The organism is Pseudomonas sp. HLS-6 TE3448, assembly GCF_053629555.1.
In genome coordinates this window covers 2,681,898-2,705,502 of sequence record NZ_JBRJIO010000001.1, presented here as the reverse complement: position 1 = coordinate 2,705,502, position 23,605 = coordinate 2,681,898, and the positions used below count along the sequence as shown (strand labels likewise).

Below are 23,605 nucleotides of genomic sequence, written 5' to 3'. Positions count from 1 at the left end.
TTAATGAGTTTTGCTGCCCAGGGTGACCACGCCGTCAGCGTGTTCAGGCCCCAGCCAGCTGGTCCAGCCCAGGTGGCAGACGTTCGATTCACCGATACGCAGTTCGCGGATTTCCTCCTGGCGCAGCACCAGGCGGATGTCGTAATCCAATGGGTCACGCAGCGTGAACCTCACCAACGCGCACAATGGCTGGTAGCCGGCGCCGATCGGCAGGAACTCGTGGAAGCGTGTCCAGTCGAGCTGACGGATATGGATACGAAACTTGCCACTGTGGTCGCGTACCGATTCGCCAAGAACCAGGTCTTCGTCGAACCGGCTATTGCACCGGCCAAGGCCATTACGCTGCTCGTCGAGAATGTCGACCCGGCGCTCGATGCATTGCTCGATCACCAGATGCGCATGCTTGAAGTAGTAACGCAGTACCGACTCGATCAATGCAGCAGAGTGCGCCCGCAAGCTGAGGAGGCCGAGGTAAGGCAACAAGCGCTTCCAGTTCAGCTCCCGCGCCTCTCGAATATCCCGGCCTCCCAGACCGATCAGGGCGAACAATTGCTCGGAAAACGGATCAAGCGCACCGCTCTTGAAACTCGCCCGATAGCGGTACTTGCGCCAGATGGGCAACATCAAGCGCTGCAGGCGATCATGAAAGAGGTCAAGAAAGTGGCGGGTCGCGTTACCCTCTTCACCATCACCCAGTGCCTGCTCACCGTAAAATGCAGGCAGCGGCGAACCGGAACCAAAGAGGCTGATCAGGTTGAACCGTAAACGCGCGCGCAGCTTTCCGTGCTCGTAAAAGAACACCACTTGTTCGACGTCACTGCCGGGGAAACCCAGGCTTGGATTGGCCTGAAACTCCATCTGTTCGTAGAGCTCGTCGTCGCTCAGTTCTGGGTGATACTCCCGCAGCCGGTCGATCACCAACAACACAGCCTGGAACAGCGAGTACTCTCGAATTACCCGGCTCAATCCGGTTAAAGCGGGGGCTGTAACCCCATTCGCGGTATCCATTGGTACACCTCTCCTTGTGTACTTTTCACTCGTAACTCGTGGTACGAATTGAGACTGGCGTAAAGCGCAAAGAACTCGTTCAGCACCGAGGCAAAAACAAAGAGATCGCCCTCGCCGATGTAACCCTCCGGGTCAATGGTCAGTTCAGTACGCAAGCCACGCAGAGGCAGCCCACGGTGTAACCTGTCCACCGGCTGATGACGAATCGACTTGAGCCCTCCCAGCAACCGCTTGCTGACCTTTTCTGCATGCTGGTCGTAGTAACGCGGCAAATCGTAGGTTTCGAGAATCACCTTGAGCGCATCGACGTTGGCGAGTGACAAGTAGTTGAGCGACATGTTGCTGATCAACTTCCAGAGGAAATCGCGATTCAACGGGGGCGCAAAACTTGAAGTCGTTGGTGTGATATTGCGGAAGTTGAGAAACTCGGGGGTCCCTTCACAGGTCAGGCAAATGTCCCCCAACTTGAGGCGACGCGGCAGGTTCTGGTTGGTACAGGTCAGCTCGATGGACAGTGTTTCCTGCACTTCAGCCTGACGAATGGCAAAGCTCAGGTAAGTATCCAGCCCCTCATGCAGCAGCGACGACCGCTGCCGAACACTGTAGTGCGGGCGACTCTGAGGTACGTCGAAACTGGCGTCATGCTCGAACGACTCAAACAGCACATAGTCCCGATAACCGACACCTCCGGTACTCCAGCCCGCCACACGGTCGACCGAAAACACCCCACAGTGCTCAAGGTCATAGCTGGCCGGCAACAACAGGTACTCGTCCTCCTTGCCATCAAGACGAATCGGCAATGCATCGTGGTCAAACAGGTTGGCGATGGGCGTACAGTAGAGCTTCACATTGTCCAGGGTCGGTCGCAGACGCTGGATACCACTCTTGCGAATATCGAAACGCAACTCCAGGCCTCGCGTCTGTGCCAACAGCTCCTGCGGTAGCGTCTGCAGCACCTCAAGACCATCGAGGTCAACAAACAGGAACTTGTCCTGGAATGCAAAATACTCCTGCAAATAGCGATAGCCACGAAAGGTATTCAGCGGATAGGGAATCAGTGCCTCTTCTTCGGCAAACCCTACGGGCTGCACCCGGTCACCGGGTAATTTAAGGTTCAATTCGCCAGCGGCATTGACCAGCGGTTGACCATCACTGTCCAGCGGTACCAGTTCGATATGGTCCAGGTTGCGCAACAGGCTCAGGTAGAGCATCTGGGCGATGTAACGATCATCACCGGTCAGGAACAGCCGCAGCTGCCTCAGGTTCAACTCGCCGACATGCCCCTCGCTGCTCATCTCCAGGCGCAAGCCCAACAGCGCTCCATCACCCTTGACCGAGTAGTTCAATGCACTCAGTTTCAGCGGCAAGACATCGGTTGGGTAACACGTGCGAAAGCGGCATTGCACGCCGTCGACGGGAAGACTTTTCACCCCCGTGTGACGTTCGACCCGAAACGCCGGACCGGGCCGCTCCATGGGCTCGAACTGCAAAATGCTGAAGGCCGGTAGCGGCCGCATGTAGTTCGGCCACAGCAGGTGCATCAAGGAGTGACTGAGTTCCGGAAGCTCGTCATCAAGCTTCTGACGCAAACGCCCAGTAAGAAACGCGAACCCTTCAAGCAAACGCTCTACATCCGGATCCCGCCCGGCCTGCCCCAGAAAAGGCGCCAACGCCGGACTACGGTCGGCGAAACGGCGCCCCAACTGGCGCAATGCTGTCAGTTCACTCTGGTAGTAATGGTTAAAGGCCATGATCTACCCGCCTTTCAGCCTGCTGTGCGAGGACCGCAACACGTGGCGCATACACGACAGTCCTTCTCAAAAGCTTTTCATCCATGATCACGTCACGCTCACTTGTCCGCCGCCATTGATGTGCGCGGAGAAACTGGCCTGCCGCTTGACTCCATCTACGTCAAGCAGCCCTTCAATACTGAAGGACAGCTTGAGTTGATCGTGACAACGCGGCTGGGACACAACACGCACGCAGGAGAGACGCGGTTCATAGGCCTCGATAAAACGCTCGATGGCGCTACGGGCCTGGCTCAGAGCATCATGCAAACTCAGGCGCATGTCGTTCAGATCAGGGAGGCCATAATCGGATAGCGTTTGCACACTGCCCGCACGGGTACTGAGCATCTTCGCCAGATGGGTGGCCACTGAAGCGGTGACACACGCTTCACGGCTCCAGCCGATGCGCTTGTCAGCTTCACCACTCAACCGCTCAAAAAGACTGCCGTTTCCATTCATGGCCCGAACCCCGGTTACTCTTTGTCCAGCTTGCCAACCAGAGACAACGTGAAGTCAGCCCCCATGTACTTGAAGTGCGGGCGCACATTCAGGCTCACGCGGTACCAACCCGGCTCACCCTCCACATCGCTGACGATGATCTGGGCTGCTCGCAACGGGCGGCGGCCACGCACTTCCGCGCTGGGGTTCTCCTGGTCGGCGACGTATTGGCGAATCCACTTGTTGAGCTCCAGCTCAAGGTCGGTGCGTTCCTTCCACGAACCAATCTGCTCGCGCTGCAGTACCTTCAGGTAGTGGGCCAGGCGATTGACGATCATCATGTATGGCAGCTGGGTGCCGAGCTTGTAGTTCAACTCGGCCGTCTTGCCTTCGGCGCTGATGCCGAAAAATTTCGGTTTCTGCACCGAGCTAGCAGAGAAAAATGCGGCGTTGTCGCTGCCCTTGCGCATCGTCAGGGAAATGAAGCCTTCCTCGGCCAACTCATATTCGCGACGGTCAGACACCAGCACTTCGGTGGGGATCTTGGTCTCGATCTCGCCCATGCTTTCAAAGTGGTGCAATGGAAGGTCCTCCACTGCGCCACCGCTTTGCGGGCCGATGATGTTCGGGCACCAGCGGAACTTGGCAAAACTGTCAGTCAGCTTGGTGCCAAAGGCATAAGCGGTATTACCCCACAGGTAATGCTCGTGACTGTTGGCGACGGTTTCCTTGTACAAAAACGACTTCACCGGGTTTTCTTCCGGATCGTACGGGTTACGCAGCAAGAAGCGCGGCAGTGTCAGACCGAGGTAGCGCGCATCTTCGGACTGCCGGAAGCTCTGCCATTTGGCGAACTGCGGGCCTTCAAAGTGGTCTTTCAGATCCTTCAGGTCCGGCAAGCCGGTAAAACTTTCCAGGCCGAAAAACTTCGGGCCGGCAGCCGCGATGAATGGAGCATGCGACATGCAGGCAACGCTGGAGACGTACTGCATCAATTTGACGTCAGGCGAGCTGGGTGACAGGAAGTAGTTGGCAATGATCGCCCCCACTGGCTGCCCGCCAAACTGGCCGTATTCAGCCGTATAGACATGCTTGTACAGGCCTGACTGCATCACTTCGGGCGAATCCTCGAAGTCATCCAGCAGGTCTTGCTTGGAAACGTTGAGAATCTCGATCTTGATGTTTTCACGAAAGTTGGTGCGTTCCACCAACAACTGCAGGCCTCTCCAGGCAGACTCCAGCGACTGGAAATCGGCATGGTGAAGAATTTCATCCATCTGCCGGCTGAGCTTGGCATCGATCTCGGCAATCATGCGATCGACCATGGCCTTCTTCACCGGCTCGCCGCTATTGTGCGGCTTCAGCAACTCCTCAATAAACGCCGAGACGCCACGTTTGGCGATGCCATAGGCATCATCGTCGGGCGTCAGGCGGGTTTCGGCGATGATGCTGTCAAGAATGCTGTACTCGCTGTTTTCAGGGCTGTTCTGTTGTGTTGCAGTGCTGCTCATGGTGATGACTTCCTTGGCAAATGGGAGGCTCAGGCGTCCTGGGCCGGGGCGGTGTTCAGCCCTAGCTCACCCAGTACACGTGCACGCGACTCATCGTCGGCAAGCACGCCTTCGATAGCCTTGCGAAAGGCCGGTGCGTTACCCAGCGGGCCTTTGAGGGCTACCAGTGCGTCACGTAGTTCCATCAACTTTTTCAACTCAGGCACTTGCTCGACCAGGCTGGCCGGGTTGAAGTCCTTCATCGAGTTGACCCGCAACTGCACGGCCAGCTCTTCAGTGTCGCTGTCGTCCTGCAGACGGTTAGGCACACTCAGCGTCAGGCTCAGCTCCTGCTTGGCCAACACTTCGTCGAAGGTCATTTTGTCGATACTGATCGGCTTGCGATCCTCAACCTTGCGCTCGTCCACTCGCTGGGTATAGTCGCCGATCGCCATCAACTTCAGCGGCAGTTCGATCTCCTCCTGAGCCCCGCCTGTAGCAGGCTTGAAGGTGACGTTGATGCGCTCCTTCGGCGCTACCGAGCCTTCTTTGGCCATGGTGTTTCTCCTTTCGGTTGCGGCCCTTGGGCCTATTCGAGTACCACTTCAAGATCGAGATGGCACAGCCGTCGATAAATCTCGTCCTTGCGCTCGCGGACGGCATGGTTCTGCGGCAACAACTCACAGCAGCCGTGCAGCAGGTTCAACACCTCGAGCACAAGGTCAGGCTCCCAGGCATGCACGCCCGAACGCTGGAGTTCCTGGTCGAGGGTTTCGAGCTGTGTCTTGGCCAACTCGTATTTCTTGGCCATGAAGCACAGTCGAGCCATGCTCAACTGCCAAAAAAAACGCGTGCGCCCTCCATGGGCACTTCTCAAGCCTTGCTTAAGATGGTGTACGGCAGCCTTAAGCCCCTCCTTGCGCAGGATGGGCTGGGCAGCCTCCAATGCTTCTTCCCAGGCGGGTTGATCGCTACCGACTTCAACCTTGCGCGGCACCTCAGTACTGTGCAAATGAGGCATCACCTGCGCACTGATCCAGCTACGAGTGGCAGGGTCGGCAAACGGTGTACTGTCGTAAAAACGCAATTCGACTACGCCTGGCAGGCGCTGCAGCAACAAGGCAAAGTGAACTTCCACTTCACGCATCGCCTGCTCAGCACCTAGCGCCTGCAGGCACTCCCAGACCAGGCGCTGGCCGTCAAACCAGAATGGCGCCCTGGCCAGGCTGGCTTCCAGCTCAAGCAGAAGATCAGCGTACTGCCCCTGCTCAAACTGCTCCTGATAAGCTCTCAACTTGTCGCCCGGCAGCCCGCGCAAAGCCGTGACCTGCTCGGCATTGCGCTCTGGCATTACATCAATCGGTAGCCACAACAACGTACGGTTCAGGCGCAAGGCACGAAGATCAGTCGCTTTCTGACGCAGCCACCAGGCACACAGCGGACGTGCACCCTCCTGCTGTGCACGCAGCGCTTTGTGGGCATCCTTCTCGTTGTCAATCGGTGCCCCGGGCGTAAACAGCTGTGCCGCCGCCTGTTTGACCTGAGCCACTACCGCACCGACAGTGCCGGCCTCATGCCGATCATCGTCGGCACGCTTAAGCATGCTGTTCAAGCGTCGGCAGACAGGTAACAGCAACGGTGCGTCGTCACCCAGGTGTACCGTCAGCGCCTTTTCCAAGCCCTCCAGATGCTCAAGCACGCAGCGGAACAGTGGTTGCTGCTCCTTGACCGGAATCGTCTCGCTCAAAGCCTGATCAAGGCGCGGCACCAACCAACGCATGGCGGCACTGCGAGTACGCAGCTTCTGTGGATGAATATCCGTCCAATACTGCTCACAGAACACACGCAACAAACCAATGCCCGCCAGAAGCCCCGGAAAGGCTTCACGCTGATACAAGGCCCACGTCAACCAGACCGCAACCCGCAGATCCTTGGACTGGTCACGCAACAGCGTTTCACTACGCTCAAGCACAGCCATCCAGTCGACCTGACCACTTTCATGCATGGACTGCGCCTTGCCCAGCTCAGCCTCCAGCGCCTCGAACTCAACCGAAAAGCGCACATCCTCTCCCGCAAAGCCCCCTGGTGAAACAGAACGCTTGGCAAGTTCAAGGTAACGAGCAGAAAGTTTAGATGAGTACGACATCCACCAACTTCATAAAAAGGAATCAATCGTCTGAATGTACGTAACTGCAAACCGAGCGGACTGATTCTTAAAAATAAAAACAGCAGCAAGCAGGCGCCACGCATGCCAGTAAAAAATATCAACCCGAAAGTAAAAAACCTGACGCCGAAATGAATATCCCCCCAATAGATATTTCCTTAAAGAGGACGCTTCCCATGGAGCTGTAGGAATTTTCTTTGAATCAAAGGAAGTACCTAAGAAAATCTCGCATGACCTCCCCTGACACAGCGCTGCGCGGTTCGCAGAGCCAGTGGATAATCCGCCCCAATAACACTAGCGAATGACTGCTCCACGAGGGCCGCTGGCAATCAAATGGGCCCCGCAGGCGGTTTTCATGCCATCGAGTGCAACGGGGACACCCTCAACGGAATAAGTGCTACTGCCTTCGACTATCGGAAAAATACCCTTGCAGAGCGGGCAACTGACGTTGTGACCAACGCCCGCAATGGGCTTGCCGTTGACGTTAGTGTGGGTAAAGGCTTCAAGTACAGTGCCACCATGACTGGTGGTGTCGCCTAAGCGGATGATGTCCTTCATCGTGCTACCTCCTTTCTTACGAAGTCGTTCCCTATTAATTGCCTAGAGGCAACGTCACTTTGCAGCTCTGATTTCCGCTAGCGCCGCGTCCAAAATCCTCATATCAGGAGGATTTTTTCGATGCCTTGGATTTTAGCCACGCAGCCTCTTTACGTTTCAATAGCTCAATACCATCATCAGTAAAATCATTCCTATAATAGGCTCCACCAACAATCCCCCTCCCCTCCACCAACAGATTGTTATTCGAAAAATATTTAATTAGCGCCTTTAACATACTCCTCGCAACCTCCTGCGATTCAAAGTCAGTAGAAATATTACCCTCCCCATCAACAAGCTTATACGCCGAAACTAATGAGGCGTAATACGCCATGCGGTGGTCGGGGGAGGATGTGTTTGAGCAGGTTGCCGTGGAAGTCGTTGCCGCCGTCGGCGTGTACATGGCAGATGAGATTTTTCGCTGCGTCACGAAACAACCACTCCGAGCGCCCGTCAGGGTATCGGCAGCGCCAGGCAGTGCGCAGCGGGCGACACGAAGGCCAACCGCTGCGCAGTAATATCAATCAGCCTTAGCCGGCAACTGGCGCGCGCCAGTCATCAGAGCCGGAGGTACCCGAGACCTCATGCGTCCAGGTGATCTTGCGGTAGGTGAAATGCACGTCTTGCAGATGCGTGAAATGCGCGTTGCTTGGGTCCTGGCAGTTGTGCATGTAGTCTTTGATATAGACGATGATCGCGTCTTCCAGGGTGGTGGTGTAGTAATGCTCCTGGGTGCCGGACGCCGAGGTGCGGTACCACTTGATCTCGACCTTTCTAAGCACCTCACCGGACGTCAGTGCCGCCAGCAGCAGCGGCGAAGCCTTATCGAACACTTTGGTGACGACTGCGGGCTTGTGTACGCGCTGACCTGTAGGCTGGCCAGATTGCGGGTCACGGGGAATGATCACTTCGTGCTGGAAGCCCTGAACCATGACCTCATGCTCATGACCTTCCTGGTAGGTGTTGCCGACGGAGTCTGCGGTAAAGGCACTGTCCGTGATCAGACCTTGTTTGGTGCCCACGACGGACATGTATGCAGGAGTAGCCATTGGTATTTTCCTTGCTAAAAAGTCATTAAAACCGGGAGCAAAATCCGCCCCGCGGTGAAATGACTAATCACAAGGATCGTGCCAACTTCTTAAAAGTCTTTTAAATCATAAACTTAAAAAATCACCAAACAGGATTGGTTATTTTTTGCACAGAAAAACAGGAAAAAGTGCGCAAGAAGTTGCGCAGTGCTGTGCAACTTCTTGCGCACTCGCCTGTACATCCCGAAATACATGGCCTACGCAAATCTATACACAGGGTTATCCACATTTCAGTGCGCAACTTCTTGCGCACAATAGCCTAAAGCCATCATGCAAAAAAATGTGATTAACAGGCTGTTTTTTGCCCGAGAAAATCATCGTTCGATGAGCATCCAGAGTGCAGCAATCAGAGCCCAGGAATTAACCCCAGCCACGCACAGAACGCGTAAAATGCCCGGCATCTTTGACACCGTGCCAAAGCGTCACCCGTAGGAACCCGCAATGAAAATCGACAAAACCACCGCTATTGCCCGCCGCAATCAGCAATTGGGCACACCGGTGCTGAGCGCCGACAACTGCCTGTTCGCCGTGCTCGATCACAAGCGCAATATCTGGTGGTTTGATGTACCGGTGAAGCGCCTGCACACCGGCCTGGGTGACTGGATCAACCTGCTGTTGCACACCCCGGAGAGCGACCAGTTGCAGCACTTGAAGGTGCCGACCAGCTTCCTGCGCACACGCCTGGAGGAAATGGAGGTGCGTAATGCGCACAAGCGCCGTACCACCATCAGCCTGGCGCTGAGCGCCGACCGCGATGCGTGGCTGCAGGATCAGCGTCCGGGCGGCAACAATGTCAGTTTCGCCCGGTTCCTGCAGAGCTGATCAGACCCGTTCGATACGGTCGGCGTGGATGACGATCAGGCCGTCCTTGTACAAGGCGCCAATGGCCTTCTTGAAGTTGCCCTTGCTGACCCCGAACAGGTCGCTGATCAGTTGCGGGTCGCTCTTGTCGCTGACCGGCAACACGCCGTTGGCCGCCTTGAGTTTGTCGAGGATCAGGTCGTGCAGGCTGTTAACGGCCTGCTGGCCAATTGGCTGCAGGCTGAGGGCGATCTTGCCGTCGCTGCGCAGTTCCTTGATATAGCCCTTCTCCTGCTTGCCGGAACGCAGGAACTTGAACACTTCGTTCTTGTGGATAAGGCCCCAGTGCTTGTTGTCGATGATCGCCTTGAAGCCCATGGGCGTCTCGCCGGCGACCAGCAGATCGACCTGCTGCCCCACCTTGTAGTTGGCCGGCACCTTGTCCAGGTAACGGTCCAGACGTGAAGTCGCCGTAATGCGGCGGGTGCGTTTGTCCAGGTAGACATGCACCACGCAGTAGTCGCCCGCACGCAGTGGATGCTTTTCCTCGGAGTACGGCATCAACAGGTCCTTGGGCAGGCCCCAGTCGAGGAAAATGCCAATGCTGTTGATCTCGACTACCTTCAGGCTGGCAAACTCGCCAACCTGCACCTTGGGCTTCTCGGTGGTGGCGATCAGCTTGTCTTCACTGTCCAGGTAGACGAAGACGTTGAGCCAATCTTCAACTTCAGTGGGCGTGTCCTTGGGGATGTAGCGGTTGGGCAAGAGGATCTCACCGTCTGCTCCACCGTCCAGGTACAGACCGAAGTCCGTATGTTTTACCACTTGCAAACTGTTGTAACGCCCAACTAAAGCCATGTCCGAAAATCCTCGTTGCGAGGCCGGTATTCTACACCTGAACCGAAGACACCGCCCGGTCACTGAAGGTCTCTTTCAACCGTTCGTACCTGTGGGGTCGGCAAGAGCGCCTGCCTGTTCTATAAAGAAAGGGCATGCCCATGCAAGGATCCGCTCATGTACAGCCGCCTGTCCAAGTACCTGCGCCCTCTCCTGCTAGCGGTTCTCTGTAGTGCCGTACTGATAGCCTGCAACCGGATTGATCTGGCCTACCGCAACCTCGACATCCTCGTGCCCTGGTCGCTGAACGACTACCTGGACATGAACCGCGAACAGAAAACCTGGCTTAAACAGCGCCTCACGACACATTTGAGCTGGCACTGCCGCACCCAACTGCCGGGTTACCTTGAATGGCTCGATCGGGTTAAGGCGATGGTGGCCAGCAATCAGGTGTCCGAGGCGCAATTGCAGGCGCGCACGAACGAAATCAAGCACGCGATCGACAACGTAGCCAGGCAGATCACGCCCTCGGCGGTAGAACTGTTACGCGCCCTGGATGATGAACAGGTACGCGCCATGCGTCAGGCGTTTACCGAAGATACCCGCGAAAAGCAGGAAATTTACGCCAATACACCCTTCGATAAACAGATCGCCCAGCGTACCCGACGCATGGAAAAGCGTCTGACACCCTGGCTGGGTGAGCTCAGCGCGCAACAGCAGTTGCGGATCACCCAGTGGGCACACTCACTGGGTGCTCAGGGTAACGTCTGGATCACCAACCGCGCAGAATGGCAGTCGCAGTTCAGTGCGACCGTGGAGCAACGGCAGTCTGCAGACTTTCCAGAGCGCCTGGAGCGTTTGCTGATCGACCGGGAACGTCTCTGGACCCCTGCGTACCGCCAGGCCTACCAACAGAACGAAGCGGCTACCCGCAGCCTGTTGGTCGACCTGATGGCTCAAAGCAGCCCCTACCAGCGGCAACACCTGGAGAAAAAGCTGGCACAGGTGCACCAGGATTTCAGCCAGCTCAAATGCCTGAAGGCAGGCGTCTGACTCACGCTTCGCGGCATTTGCGCCGGTACGGGAAGACGTCGATCACTTTGCCCGCACGGATCGCTTCCTGCAGGCCTTTCCAGTAATCGGCATCATAGAGTTCGCCATGCAGTTGGCTGAACAGGCGACGCTGGGCGCTGTCGGCGAACAGGAACGGTGGAAACTCTTCAGGGAATACATCCAGCGGGCCGATGGAATACCAGGGCTCCGAGGCCATCTCATCCTCCGGGAAGCGCGGCGGCGGGATGTAGCGGAAATTGACCTCGGTCAGAAAGCAGATTTCATCGTAGTCGTAGAACACCACCCGACCATGGCGCGTCACGCCAAAGTTTTTCAGCAACATGTCACCTGGAAAAATGTTCGCCGCCGCCAACTGCTTGATGGCCAAGCCGTAGTCCTCCAGCGCGTCACGCACCTGGGCATCGTTGGCATTCTCCAGGTAGAGGTTGAGCGGGGTCATGCGTCGCTCAGTCCAGCAGTGGCGAATCAGTACGGTATCACCATGCACCTCGACGGTAGACGGTGCCACCTCCAGCAGTTCGGCCAGGCACTCAGGGTCGAACTTGCTCAGCGGAAAACGAAAGTCGGCAAATTCCTGGGTGTCAGCCATGCGCCCGACGCGATCGACACTCTTCACCAGGCGGTACTTTTCGATCACCGTGGCCCGATCGACACTCTTGGAGGGTGAAAAACGGTCCTTGATGATTTTGAACACTGTATTGAAGCCCGGCAGGGTAAACACGCTCATGACCATGCCGCGCACCCCGGGCGCCATGATAAAGCGGTCATCGGTGCTGGCCAGATGGTTGATCAGTGCCCGGTAGAACTCCGATTTGCCATGCTTGTAAAAGCCAATCGAGGTGTACAACTCAGCGATGTGCTTGCCCGGAAGAATGCGCTTGAGAAAGCCAACGAACTCGGCGGGTACCGGTACATCCACCATGAAATAGGAACGGGTAAACGAGAAGATGATGGAAACGTCCGCTTCGTCGGTAATCAGTGCATCGATCTCGATACCGTGCCCTTCGCGGTGCAGTAGCGGGATCACCAAAGGCCATTGCTCGTCCTGGGTAAAAATCCGCCCGACCAGATAGGCACCCTTGTTGCGGTAGAGCACCGAGGAAAACAACTCGACCTGCAGTTGGGGGTCCTTGCACACCCAGTCCGGCAGGTTTTCTCGAAGTTGCACTTCAAGCCGCGCCAGATCGCCCCGCAAGTCGGCATAGGGTACGTCAAACGAATAATCCGCAAAGATCTGCGCAAGCATGTCCGCCAAGTGCCCGTCAGGACGGTAAATGCGCGTTTGCGCGGCTCGCTCGTGACTGCGCAGCGAAGGCCGGGTGGTGTGAATGAACATGCAGCCATCGCTGATCAGGTCATGGCTGAACAGACTGCAGAAAATCGAGTTGTACCAGGTTTCGGAGAGCTCATCGTCCAGTCGTGGATCAATCAGGTCGATATAGGCACTCTTGACCAATGGCCAATAGGCGACATCCAGCAGCACCTCATCGGTAAACGCCTGGTGCAGGCGTTGACTGACCTCGCTGACCTTGTCTTCGTAAAGGTTGATCCGTGCCGCCGAGGCGCTCTGCGTTTGCTGCCACTGGGCCTGCTCAAAGCGACTACGGGCACCGTCGGTAATACAGCGGAAATGCTCACGGTAGTCGTCGAAACCTTCGAGGATCATCCGGGCAATATCAGCGGCCGGCCATGGCTGGGGCATACAGGGACCTCGGTGTCGTGGATAAAGCCTGAGCTTAGGTCAGTCTCCCACAGGACGAAAAGACTCCTCGCACCGATACTTCGGCCAAAAGGTAGCAAACAGACCTGATTCAGCGCGCCGGTGTACTGCCAATGCCTGCGTATTACCAGATAGCGGACAACGCTACTGCAACCGGCCCACGCGAACGACATGATCCTTACTCAGGAAGCCAGCGCAAGAAACAGAGCGAGGCAATCAAGCATTTACCGTAAACTCGCGGCCCGCACCACGGACCGGAGACCCTCGTGAGCCCTATCGCCCTGACCCGCCTGCTGACCCTCGCTGCCGTGTGGGGGGCCAGCTTTCTGTTCATGCGCATTATTGCGCCGGTACTGGGCACTGTGCCCACGGCGTTCTTCCGTGTTTCGATTGCCTGTGCTGGGCTGCTGATGATCCTTGCACTGCTGAGAGTGGAGTGGAATTTTCACGGCAAACTCAAGGCGTGCCTTGTGCTGGGCATGGTGAACTCAGGCATTCCGGCAACCCTGTACTCCGTTGCGGCGCAAGTGCTGCCAGCCGGTTACTCGGCCATTTTCAATGCCACCACGCCCTTGATGGGCGTATTGATCGGTGCGCTGTTCTTTCGCGAACCCATGACCCTGAGCAAACTCGCCGGCATTTTTCTCGGCCTGCTCGGCGTCGGTATTCTCAGTGGTGCCGGGCCGGTAGCGCTCGACCTGAACCTGCTGCAAGGCGCCCTCTCCTGCCTGGCGGCAACCACCTGCTATGGCTTCGCGGGTTTTCTCGCCCGACGCTGGCTCGACCACCAGGGCGGGTTGGACAGCCGCCTTTCAGCGCTGGGCAGCATGCTCGGCGCCACTCTGCTGCTGTTGCCCCTGTTCGGCTACAGCGTCATGACCCAACCACCGGCCAGTTGGGGTGGTTGGGAGGTCTGGTTATCGCTACTGGGCCTGGGGCTGGTCTGCACCGCCTTTGCCTACATCGTGTACTTCCGCCTGCTCAGCGAGATCGGCCCGGTCAAGTCGTCAACCGTGACCTTCATGATTCCCGCGTTTGGCGTACTCTGGGGAGCCTGGTTACTGGACGAACCGTTGTCTGCTGCCCACCTGTACGGTGGAGCATTGATTGCGCTGGCCTTGTGGCTGGTGCTCAAGCCCAGCGTGATCAGGTAAAGACCTGTACCCGTCGTTGAGCGCATTACCAGGCGCGGCGTACGGCTGGCTGCCTGTACGCCGTGCCAGGCTCAGTTACCGCTAGGCCTCTTCAACCCTGCCTGACTGAGGCGCGTAGGCCGGCTTGCGGAAGACGAACAGCAAGCCGATAACGATCAGCCCCATGCCCAGTACACTCAGCAATGCCAGTCGGTTGCCAAAGATCAGGTAGTCCATGATGGCGGTCACCGCAGGTACCAGGTAGAACAAACTGGTGACATTCACCAGATTGCCCCCGGCAATCAACCGGTAGAGCAGCAAGGTGGCGAACACCGAAACCACTAATCCCATCCATAGCACCGACAGCAGCACGTCACTGCCCGGATCGATATGCAGCGGCTGAAAGGGCGCAAACACCCCACACAACAGCAACCCCGCCAGGTACTGCAGCGGCAAGGTACCCAATGGATTAGAGGTAATACGTTTTTGCATGATCGTGCCCAGGGTCATGCTCGCCAGCGCTAGCAACGCGAAACACATGCCGGCAAACGATACACCTCCCAGGCCTATGCCCTGATAAACCACCATTACCAGCCCGACCAAGCCCAGGCACAGGCCGAACAACCGGTTCCAGGAGCGCTGACGCTCCATCAGCACGATGGTGAGAATCGGCTGTACGCCCATCACGGTGGCCATTACCCCGGGCGTGACGTGACCGTCCAGGGCCAACAGGTAGAAAATCTGATAAGCGCCAAGCAGCACGCACCCAGTTGAAATCGCCTGCAGCCACGCGCGCCGGCCTTGCGGCCAACGCAATTTCAACAAGGGGCCAAGCAGCAGTAACGCTGCCAGGGCGATGACAAAACGGATCAGCAGAAAGGCAAAGGGACTTGCGTGGGCCAGCCCCCACTTGGAAACAATTGCGCCACTGCTCCAGAGCAGGACGAACAGGCTGGTCGTGGCCGCCGCGGCCACGGATTCTTTCGAGATAACAGACATGAAATGCCACCTGTATTCGGGCAAGTAAGCCGAACGGTGCTGCCGCAAAAGGACAGTCAACCGCTTTCAGTAGTGTTCAGGCGTAATCGGGGGATGTCGCAGCACCAGCTGCTCAGCCCACTACGACAACCACGCCTGGGGGTGCTACGACACACCCTGGAACGCCACTGACAGGTGGTGGGTAATGGCTGATCATGGCCGGCTGCTGCGCGCCACGCACGACAACTACCGCGTCGGGCGCGGCAGCGTATGCAGTGACTGGACAGAATGCGGGCATGATCAGTTCTTCAATAGGGGGAATAACGGAAGGCACATGGCCTACCGGGCCTGACTATAGTCAGCACCCGGTAACAGCGCAAGGGGTCAGAACAACCAGCGGTACAACAGGTAGGCAACAAGCACGGCCAGCACCGGGCGCATGATCCGATAGGCTTTTGGGTTGGCCCGCTTGAACTGCTTGACCTTGCTACTGATGACGTTACTGAAACGCTTGCTCCAGGCATACGCCTGGTTGATACCGCCAACACGCTCGTCATCGGTGTTCTGCGGTGCCGTCGCACGGCCAAGGAACGCACTGACACTGCGGTTGATGCGTGTCATCAGCGGGCTGCTGAGCGGCCGTTCGATATCACAGAACAGGATCACGCGCGTCGTGTCGGTTTCGTTTTTCACCCAATGCACGTAGGTCTCATCGAACATCACATCTTCACCGTCGCGCCAGGCATAGGCCTGACCATCGACGTAGATCCGGCAGTCGTCCGAGTTGGGCGTCGACAGGCCCAGGTGATAACGCAGGGAACCGGCAAAGGGGTCACGATGCGGGTTCAGGTGGCTACCACCAGGCAGCAGGGCAAACATGGCGCCCTTGACGTTGGGGATGCTGCTGACCAGTTCAACGGTCTTCGGGCACAGTGCGTTGGCCGACGGCAGCGGCTTGTCGTACCACTTCAGGTAGAAACGCTTCCAGCCCTTCTTGAAGAACGAGCCGAAACCGGCGTCGTTGTCTTTCTCGGCAGCACGAATGTACCCCTCGTCGAAGAGGTGCATGGCCTCCTCGCGGATCACTTCCCAGTTGTCCTTGAGCACATCCAGCTCCGGGAAACGGTTGCGGTCCAGGTAGGGCTTGGACGGCACCCCGGAAAACAGGTACATCAAGGCGTTGTAAGGGGCGAACAATGCCGAATGGTTGACGAACTGGCGCAACAGCGGCAAACGCGCCTTGCCGCGCAAATGTACATAGAGCGTGCTGCCGAAAAACAGCAGCAGTACACCTGCCTTGGCGACAAAGGAAAAGGTCATGCAACACTCCTTGGAATTTCGATCAGGCCATCGCTGCCGATTAATCGGCCATGATAAACCGATCCGGCCCTGGTAAAAACAACCAGAGCCGGACAATCACTGTTAAGGATTGTGCAACAAAGCGCGGCAGCGAATATTGCCGCGGATCAGGCAAACCGGCACAGGCAGCGGTATTACTGCTGGTTTTCCTGGTCGGTGAACAGGTCACTGAACAACATGCTCGACAGGTAACGTTCACCGGAGTCGGGCAGGATGACCACGATAGTCTTGCCCTGCATTTCCGGTTTTTCGGCCAGGCGTACCGCCGCCGCCATCGCGGCACCACAGGAAATGCCACAAAGGATGCCCTCCTCCTGCATCAAACGCCGGGCCATGGTCTTGGACTCTTCATCGCTGACCAACTCGACCTGGTCGACCATCGACAGGTCGAGGTTCTTCGGCACGAAGCCTGCGCCAATACCCTGGATTTTGTGCGGGCTGGGCTTGATCTCTTCACCGGCCAGTGCCTGGGTGATGACCGGAGATACCATGGGTTCCACCGCCACCGACAGAATCGCCTTGCCCTTGGTCTTCTTGATGTAACGCGAAATGCCGGTGATCGTGCCGCCCGTACCGACACCCGCTACCAGCACATCCACCGCACCATCGGTATCGTTCCAGATTTCGGGCCCTGTGGTTTTTTCATGAATCGCCGGGTTTGCCGGGTTATCGAACTGCTGTGGCATGAAGTACTGGGCAGGGTCGCTGGCAACAATTTCGTTGGCCTTCTCAATGGCGCCTTTCATCCCCTTGGCAGGTTCGGTCAACACCAGCTCGGCACCCAATGCCTTGAGCACCTTGCGACGCTCGATACTCATCGACGCCGGCATGGTCAGCACCAACTTGTAGCCACGGGCCGCCGCAACAAACGCCAGGCCAATACCGGTATTACCCGAGGTCGGCTCTACGATGGTCATGCCAGGCTTGAGCTTTCCGCTGCCTTCAGCATCCCAAATCATGTTTGCGCCAATTCGGCATTTGACCGAATAGCCAGGGTTACGCCCTTCGATCTTGGCCAGAACGGTCACTCCGCGCGGGGCGATACGGTTGATCTGCACCAGCGGTGTATTACCGATGGAATGCGCGTTGTCAGCAAAAATGCGGCTCATGGCGGGGTCCTTTTGGCACCTTGCGAAAACTTCAAGGGTAAGCCTGCCCCTGAAGTGCGTCCAGCCCTCAAAAGGACAAACATCCGCCACATCAGTCACCAAGTGACGGAGCATTCAGAGACTGAATGCTCCGTCTGCGTTCCCAGCCAAGCGGGCAGCGCGTTATAGTCGGGGATAACCATTTTTCCACCAGGGGCCACGTACCCTTGGGGCTACGTTAGAGGATCGCTACATGAAGTTCGAAGGCACCAGCGCTTATGTCGCCACAGACGACCTGAAACTGGCGGTCAACGCGGCGATTACCCTGGAACGCCCGTTGCTGGTAAAGGGTGAGCCCGGCACCGGCAAGACCATGCTCGCCGAACAACTGGCCCAATCCTTTGGCGCCAAACTGATCACCTGGCACATCAAGTCCACCACCAAGGCCCATCAGGGGCTGTATGAGTATGATGCGGTCAGCCGCCTGCGCGACTCGCAACTGGGTGTGGACAAGGTGCACGACGTGCGCAACTACCTGAAGAAGGGCAAGCTCTGGGAGGCGTTCGAGTCCGAAGAGCGCGTGATTCTGCTGATCGACGAAATCGACAAGGCTGACATCGAGTTCCCCAACGACCTGTTGCAGGAACTCGACAAGATGGAGTTCTACGTTTACGAGACCGACGAGACGATCAAGGCCAAGCAGCGTCCGATCATCATCATTACCTCGAACAACGAAAAGGAGCTGCCTGATGCCTTCCTGCGTCGCTGCTTCTTCCACTACATCGCCTTCCCTGACCGCGACACCCTGCAGCAGATCGTCGATGTGCACTACCCCAACATCAAGAAGGACCTGGTCAGCGAAGCACTCGATGTATTTTTCGACGTGCGCAAGGTACCGGGCCTGAAGAAAAAACCCTCTACCTCTGAACTGGTCGACTGGCTCAAGCTGCTGATGGCCGACAACATCGGTGAAGCCGTGCTGCGCGAGCGCGATCCAACCAAGGCCATTCCGCCGCTGGCTGGCGCCCTGGTCAAGAACGAGCAGGACGTACAACTGCTGGAGCGCCTGGCGTTCATGAGCCGTCGCGGCAATCGCTGATCTGCCACAGACCAATCAGGGGCGACTGCCATGCTGCTCAACCTGTTCAATGAAATGCGCGCGGCAAAGGTACCGGTGTCGGTACGCGAGCTGCTTGATTTGCTCAACGCACTCAAGCAGGGCGTGACCTTTGCCGACATGGACGAGTTCTACTTCCTGTCACGGGCGATTCTGGTCAAGGATGAACGCCACTTCGACAAGTTCGACCGCGCCTTCTCGGCCTACTTCAAAGGCCTGGAAAACCTCGATCAACACCTGGAAGCGCTGATTCCGGAAGACTGGCTGCGCAAGGAATTCGAGCGCTCGCTCAGCGACGAAGAACGCGCACAGATCCAGTCCCTTGGCGGGCTGGACAAGCTGATCGAGGAGTTCAAGAAGCGCCTGGAAGAACAGAAGGAACGCCACGCCGGCGGCAACAAATGGATTGGCACGGGCGGTACCAGCCCCTTCGGCTCCGGCGGTTTCAACCCCGAAGGCATCCGCATCGGCGATGCAGGCAAACGTCAGGGCAAAGCAGTCAAGGTCTGGGACCAACGCGAATACCGTAACCTCGACGACCAGGTTGAACTGGGCACGCGCAATATCAAGCTGGCCCTGCGCCGGCTGCGCAAGTTCGCCCGCCAGGGGGCGGCCGACGAACTGGATATCGACGGCACCATCGACCACACCGCCCGTGATGCCGGCTTGCTGAATATCCAGATGCGCCCAGAACGACGCAACAGCGTAAAACTGCTGTTGCTGTTCGATATCGGCGGCTCCATGGACGCCCATGTGAAAATCTGCGAGGAACTGTTCTCGGCCTGCAAGACCGAGTTCAAGCACCTTGAGTACTACTACTTCCACAATTTCATCTACGAATCGGTGTGGAAGAACAACCTGCGTCGTACCTCCGAGCGCACGTCCACCATGGACCTGCTGCACAAGTACGGTGCCGACTACAAAGTGGTGTTCGTTGGTGATGCGGCCATGGCGCCCTATGAGATCACCCAGCCCGGTGGCAGCGTCGAGCACTGGAACGAAGAGGCGGGCTACGTCTGGATGCAACGCTTCATGGAGAAGTACAAGAAGCTCATCTGGATCAACCCCTACCCCAAGAACACCTGGGGGTATACGGCCTCGACCAACATTGTCCGCGAGTTGATCGAAGACCGTATGTTTCCGCTTACCCTGCGCGGGCTTGAGGAAGGGATGCGGTTTCTGTCCAAGTAAGAGAACAATGCCCGGAACCACGCCTGGCGATGGGCATTCACTCAAACTGACGGAGAAACGCCACCTGCTGCTCGTATGCCTGCACCTGCAGCACCGGCCTGAAGGTGACGACGTTTCCAGGCAGGCACTGTGCCAGTCGTGCCAACGCCAACGGCGTCAGTGCGCCAAGGCGCGGGTAGCCGCCAATGGTCTGCCGATCGTTGAGCAGCACAATGGGCTGACCGTCCGGCGGTACCTGCACCGCGCCCAAGGGAATGCCCTCGGAAATCATCGGTTCTCCCTGGTACTGCAAGGCTGGGCCAAGCAAGCGAATACCCATCCGGTCGGCGCGACGGTCAAGGGCCCACGCTGAATTGAACGCATCGAACAAGCTCTGGCCACTGAAGTCGCCAATCTGTGCGCCCAGCACCATATCCAGCGGCGCATTGCTGCGCAGGTCGGGGCGCTGCTGAACAGGAACTTCCCGTGGGCCTGAGGCCACGCCCGCGTAGGTCATGCACTCACCCTCGGCCAAGGGCGCCCCAAAACCGTCAAGGCCACCCAACCCTTCACGAACCACGCAAGCACAGCTTCCCAATACCAACGGCGCTTCAAAGCCTGCTGGCGCTGCCAGGTAAGCCCGCGCGCCCGACAACGGCTGGTTGAAGCGTAAGCGCTGGCCTTTTCTCATGGTGAAGCTGCGCCATGGCGCCAGCGCTTGCCCGTCGAGCCGTGCATCCAGGTCGGCACCCGCCAGCGCCAGGCAAGCATCCTGTTCTGCAATCAGGCTGAACCCACCCAAGGTGATTTCAACCACCGGGGCATCAAAGGCATTACCCAATAGCCAGTTGGCCCAGCGCATCGACACCCAATCCAGCGCTCCGCCCTGAGTGACGCCCAAATGGCGCACGCCAAAACGCCCGGCATCCTGCAAGAGACACAATGGCGTGCTGGCCTCAATCATCAGTCGGCTCATGCCTGCACCTCCAATGGCGTATCGTCACCACCCAGGCGCATGAACGTCGCATGATCGACGGACACAAAACGCACCCGATCACCAGGCTGCAACAGGCTGTAGCCCTCGCGATCACGGTCAAACAGCGCGCTTGGCGTACGCCCGATCAGGTTCCAGCCCCCTGGCGATACGGCCGGGTAGGCCGCGGTCTGGCGCTCGGCGATCCCCACGCTGCCGGCTGCCACGCGCTTGCGCGGGGTTGCCAGACGCGGGCTCGCCAGGCACTCATCAACCAACCCCATAAAGGCAAAACCCGGCGCAAAGCCCAACGCGAACACCTGATACTCGCGCTCACTGTGCAGGCGAATCACCTCAGCTGGCGACTTGCCACTGCGCTGAGCCAGCGCTGTCAGCTCCGGACCGACACTGGGGTCATACCACACCGGTATTTCATGACGCCGACCAGCACTGCCGGGGTCAGGCTGCACATGCGCCAGCGCCTGTTCAATGCAGCTGCGCGCCTCAGTGGGGGACATCTGCAGCAGGTCGAACTGCACCATCAACGTGGTGTAGGACGGCACCAGGTCCACAAGACGCCCGCCAAAGGCGGCCTGCAACCGCTGACGTGCTGCCAGCATCCAGGGCATGTTGGCTTCATCAATGACATCGAACAACCGCACCATCAGGCTGTCGACAGCGACCACCTCGATCCGCAGCTTCATGACGTCACCAGCGCATCGAGGGCCTGACGGATCTGCCGTACAGCCGCCACCGAGCTGTCGTTATCGCCGTGCACGCAAAGCGTCTGCGCCTTGAGCAGCACCGGGCTGCCATCACTGGCCGTTAACGCCTCGCCACGCGCCAGGCGCAGCGCCTGCTCGACAATCCGCGCGGGGTCATGATGCACAGCCCCCGGCAACCGCCGCGACACCAACCGACCGCTTGGGTCGTAAGCCCGATCCGCAAATGCCTCGAACCACAACGTCACACCATACTCGCGGCCCAACGCCACTGCCTCGCTATCATCGGCAGTAGCCATCAGCATCAAGGGCAATTGCTGATCGTAGGCAACGACGGCCTCCAGCACCGCGCGCAACGTTCGCGGATCGGCCATCATGTCGTTGTAGAGCGCCCCATGGGGCTTGATGTAGGCCACCCGGGTGCCTTGCGCCCGGCAGATCCCCTCCAGCGCCCCCATCTGGTAGAGCAGCAGGTCGCGAACTTCCTCGGCGCTACAGGCCATGGAACGGCGACCAAACCCCACCAGGTCTGGATATGCCGGGTGGGCGCCAATGGTCACGCCATGGGCAACGGCCAAGGCCACAGTCTTGCGCATGATTCCTGGGTCGCCGGCATGAAAGCCACAAGCGATGTTGGCGCAGTCGATAAAGGGCATGACCTCGGCATCCAGGCCCATGGTCCAGCTACCAAAGCTCTCACCCATGTCGCAATTGAGTAACAGGCGGCTCACACGCGTTGCTCCTTCGTCCATCTCTTCTGGCCCCTACCTTAACGCGCTTCAAGTTCTTTGCCGCGCGTTTCTGGCAAGCTCAATGCTGCCAGGATCACTACGCCATACGACACGGCGGCAAAACCACCAATTCCAAGGCTCAACGGGACTTTCTGGCTAAGCAGGCCGATCAGCAACGGAAAGAATGCCGCCAGCGCCCGACCGATGTTGTAACAGAACCCCTGCCCCGAACCACGAATGCGCGTCGGAAAGAGTTCGGTCAAAAACGCCCCCATACCGCTGAAGATACCTGAAGCGAAGAAACCCAGTGGAAAACCCAGCCAGAGCATCACACCATCACTGACCGGGATCTGGGTGTACAACAGCACGATCACGAACGAGCCGACGGCAAAGAGAATGAAGTTCTTTTTACGCCCCAACAGATCAGTGAGGTATGCGCTGATCACATAGCCGACGTAAGAGCCAAAAATCACCATGGCCAGGTAGCCACCCGTTCCCAGCACGCTCAGGCCGCGTTCGTTCTTGAGGAACGTTGGCAACCACGACGTGATGGCGTAGTAGCCGCCCAGCGCACCGGTGGTCAGCAGCGATGCCCGCAAGGTAATCGAGCGCATGCCCGGAGCAAAAATTTCGTAGAAGTGCGACGGTGCTTCTGCTGATTCAACCGCCTTGGCTGCACGGTAGACCTCAGGGTCCTTGACCAGGCGACGAACGAAAATCACAAACACCGCTGGAACCAGCCCGAGCAGGAACAATGCGCGCCAGGCATCTTCGGCTGGCAGCAACGAGAACAGCACAGCATAGAGGATTGCTGTCAGCCCCCAACCGATGGCCCAACCGGACTGAACCATGCCTACGGCCTTGCCCCGATCCTGAGCACGGATGACCTCACCGATCAGCACCGCCCCAGCAGTCCACTCGCCGCCGAAGCCGAAGCCCATCAAGGTCCGAGCGATCAGCAATTGCTCGTAGTTCTGGGCAAAGCCACATAGAAAGGTGAAGAACGCAAACCAGAGCACCGTCAACTGCAAGGTACGGACCCGGCCAATACGGTCAGAAAGAATCCCGGCAATCCAGCCGCCCAACGCTGACGCGATCAGGGTAGAGGTATGAATCAGGCCCGCCTCGGCAGTGGTGATCCCCCACAGCGCGATCAATGTCGGGATCACGAAGCTGAGCATCTGGGTATCCATGCCATCAAGGCCATAGCCGATCTTGCAGCTCCAGAATGTTCGACGCTCTTGCTTGTTGATGTTGCGGTACCAGGCAAATGGCCCGGCCACATCACTGCATTTGACCTGTTGCTGCACGCCAGATGGGTTCATGCTTGCCT

23 protein-coding genes are annotated in these 23,605 nt (G+C 57.9%); 5 read left to right on the top strand and 18 right to left on the bottom strand.

What is annotated here, in order from left to right:
* The 9 genes from tssG to AB7M23_RS12525 all read right to left on the bottom strand — a co-directional run bounded on the left by tssG (position 1) and on the right by AB7M23_RS12525 (position 8,530).
* Positions 1-1,008 carry a type VI secretion system baseplate subunit TssG gene (tssG, locus tag AB7M23_RS12565; RefSeq protein WP_330522151.1) on the bottom strand — a complete coding sequence of 336 codons (1,008 nt, stop codon included), beginning with the start codon at positions 1,006-1,008 and terminating at the stop codon, positions 1-3.
* Positions 972-2,759, bottom strand: a complete 1,788-nt coding sequence (tssF, locus tag AB7M23_RS12560; protein WP_330522150.1) for a type VI secretion system baseplate subunit TssF — start codon at positions 2,757-2,759, stop codon at positions 972-974. The genes tssG and tssF overlap by 37 nt, the downstream gene beginning before the upstream one ends.
* An 87-nt stretch (positions 2,760-2,846) precedes the next feature.
* A complete protein-coding gene (gene tssE, locus AB7M23_RS12555) occupies positions 2,847-3,254 on the bottom strand; it encodes a type VI secretion system baseplate subunit TssE (protein WP_065760326.1) in 408 nt (135 codons plus the stop codon).
* Between the two features lie 14 nt (positions 3,255-3,268).
* Entirely contained in the window at positions 3,269-4,744 is a 1,476-nt protein-coding gene (gene tssC / locus AB7M23_RS12550) for a type VI secretion system contractile sheath large subunit (RefSeq protein ID WP_065760325.1), read from the bottom strand.
* 29 nt (positions 4,745-4,773) lie between these two features.
* A complete protein-coding gene (gene tssB, locus AB7M23_RS12545) occupies positions 4,774-5,280 on the bottom strand; it encodes a type VI secretion system contractile sheath small subunit (protein WP_454240957.1) in 507 nt (168 codons plus the stop codon).
* A gap of 32 nt (positions 5,281-5,312) precedes the next feature.
* Positions 5,313-6,869, bottom strand: coding sequence for a type VI secretion system protein TssA (gene tssA / locus AB7M23_RS12540; protein WP_454240956.1), 1,557 nt, complete (start codon positions 6,867-6,869; stop codon positions 5,313-5,315).
* Positions 6,870-7,181: 312 nt separating this feature from the next.
* Positions 7,182-7,445: a PAAR domain-containing protein gene (locus tag AB7M23_RS12535; RefSeq protein ID WP_330522148.1), complete on the bottom strand. Its 264-nt coding sequence runs from the start codon at positions 7,443-7,445 to the stop codon at positions 7,182-7,184.
* 103 nt (positions 7,446-7,548) lie between these two features.
* On the bottom strand, positions 7,549-7,911 hold the full coding sequence (locus AB7M23_RS12530; protein ID WP_454240955.1) for a hypothetical protein: 363 nt from the start codon (positions 7,909-7,911) through the stop codon (positions 7,549-7,551).
* Positions 7,912-8,011: 100 nt separating this feature from the next.
* Positions 8,012-8,530, bottom strand: coding sequence for an Hcp family type VI secretion system effector (locus AB7M23_RS12525; protein WP_454240954.1), 519 nt, complete (start codon positions 8,528-8,530; stop codon positions 8,012-8,014).
* A 480-nt stretch (positions 8,531-9,010) separates the two neighbouring features.
* Here AB7M23_RS12525 and AB7M23_RS12520 point away from each other — a divergent pair, with 480 nt between their 5' ends.
* Complete coding sequence (locus AB7M23_RS12520) at positions 9,011-9,391, top strand: hypothetical protein (protein WP_189396193.1); 381 nt, start codon at positions 9,011-9,013, stop codon at positions 9,389-9,391.
* Here the strand turns inward: AB7M23_RS12520 and AB7M23_RS12515 are convergent, their stop codons facing one another.
* A complete protein-coding gene (locus tag AB7M23_RS12515; protein WP_065761668.1) occupies positions 9,392-10,228 on the bottom strand; it encodes a CvfB family protein in 837 nt (278 codons plus the stop codon).
* 156 nt (positions 10,229-10,384) lie between these two features.
* Here AB7M23_RS12515 and AB7M23_RS12510 point away from each other — a divergent pair, with 156 nt between their 5' ends.
* Entirely contained in the window at positions 10,385-11,260 is an 876-nt protein-coding gene (locus AB7M23_RS12510; RefSeq protein WP_454240953.1) for a DUF6279 family lipoprotein, read from the top strand.
* Position 11,261: 1 nt separating this feature from the next.
* Here the strand turns inward: AB7M23_RS12510 and aceK are convergent, their stop codons facing one another.
* Complete coding sequence (gene aceK, locus AB7M23_RS12505; protein ID WP_454240952.1) at positions 11,262-12,983, bottom strand: bifunctional isocitrate dehydrogenase kinase/phosphatase; 1,722 nt, start codon at positions 12,981-12,983, stop codon at positions 11,262-11,264.
* A gap of 284 nt (positions 12,984-13,267) precedes the next feature.
* On the opposite strand from aceK, the gene AB7M23_RS12500 reads away from it, so the two are divergent.
* The gene (locus AB7M23_RS12500; RefSeq protein WP_454240951.1) at positions 13,268-14,155 is read left to right on the top strand and encodes a DMT family transporter; all 888 of its coding nucleotides are present in this window, start codon (positions 13,268-13,270) and stop codon (positions 14,153-14,155) included.
* Positions 14,156-14,236: 81 nt separating this feature from the next.
* Here the strand turns inward: AB7M23_RS12500 and AB7M23_RS12495 are convergent, their stop codons facing one another.
* The 3 genes from AB7M23_RS12495 to cysK form a co-directional block, all read right to left on the bottom strand.
* Positions 14,237-15,133 (bottom strand): DMT family transporter, encoded by an 897-nt coding sequence (locus tag AB7M23_RS12495; RefSeq protein WP_454240950.1) that lies wholly within the window; start codon positions 15,131-15,133, stop codon positions 14,237-14,239.
* 363 nt (positions 15,134-15,496) lie between these two features.
* A complete protein-coding gene (locus AB7M23_RS12490) occupies positions 15,497-16,432 on the bottom strand; it encodes an aspartyl/asparaginyl beta-hydroxylase domain-containing protein (RefSeq protein WP_099773834.1) in 936 nt (311 codons plus the stop codon).
* 173 nt (positions 16,433-16,605) lie between these two features.
* A complete protein-coding gene (gene cysK / locus AB7M23_RS12485; protein WP_454240949.1) occupies positions 16,606-17,580 on the bottom strand; it encodes a cysteine synthase A in 975 nt (324 codons plus the stop codon).
* 232 nt (positions 17,581-17,812) lie between these two features.
* Here cysK and AB7M23_RS12480 point away from each other — a divergent pair, with 232 nt between their 5' ends.
* Both AB7M23_RS12480 and AB7M23_RS12475 read left to right on the top strand, forming a co-directional pair.
* Positions 17,813-18,658: an AAA family ATPase gene (locus tag AB7M23_RS12480; protein ID WP_065761662.1), complete on the top strand. Its 846-nt coding sequence runs from the start codon at positions 17,813-17,815 to the stop codon at positions 18,656-18,658.
* 30 nt (positions 18,659-18,688) lie between these two features.
* Positions 18,689-19,867 carry a vWA domain-containing protein gene (locus AB7M23_RS12475; protein ID WP_102053294.1) on the top strand — a complete coding sequence of 393 codons (1,179 nt, stop codon included), beginning with the start codon at positions 18,689-18,691 and terminating at the stop codon, positions 19,865-19,867.
* A gap of 37 nt (positions 19,868-19,904) precedes the next feature.
* Here AB7M23_RS12475 and AB7M23_RS12470 read toward each other — a convergent pair whose 3' ends face one another.
* Genes AB7M23_RS12470 through AB7M23_RS12455 form a run of 4 tightly spaced genes read right to left on the bottom strand, consistent with a single transcriptional unit; the run spans position 19,905 to position 23,597 of the window.
* Entirely contained in the window at positions 19,905-20,822 is a 918-nt protein-coding gene (locus tag AB7M23_RS12470; protein WP_454240948.1) for a 5-oxoprolinase subunit C family protein, read from the bottom strand.
* Positions 20,819-21,523: a 5-oxoprolinase subunit PxpB gene (gene pxpB, locus AB7M23_RS12465; RefSeq protein WP_454240947.1), complete on the bottom strand. Its 705-nt coding sequence runs from the start codon at positions 21,521-21,523 to the stop codon at positions 20,819-20,821. Before pxpB ends, AB7M23_RS12470 begins: the two co-directional genes overlap by 4 nt.
* Positions 21,520-22,293, bottom strand: coding sequence for a 5-oxoprolinase subunit PxpA (locus AB7M23_RS12460; protein WP_454240946.1), 774 nt, complete (start codon positions 22,291-22,293; stop codon positions 21,520-21,522). The genes pxpB and AB7M23_RS12460 overlap by 4 nt, the downstream gene beginning before the upstream one ends.
* Before the next feature lie 17 nt (positions 22,294-22,310).
* The gene (locus tag AB7M23_RS12455; protein WP_102053297.1) at positions 22,311-23,597 is read right to left on the bottom strand and encodes an MFS transporter; all 1,287 of its coding nucleotides are present in this window, start codon (positions 23,595-23,597) and stop codon (positions 22,311-22,313) included.
* Positions 23,598-23,605 lie beyond the last annotated feature (8 nt).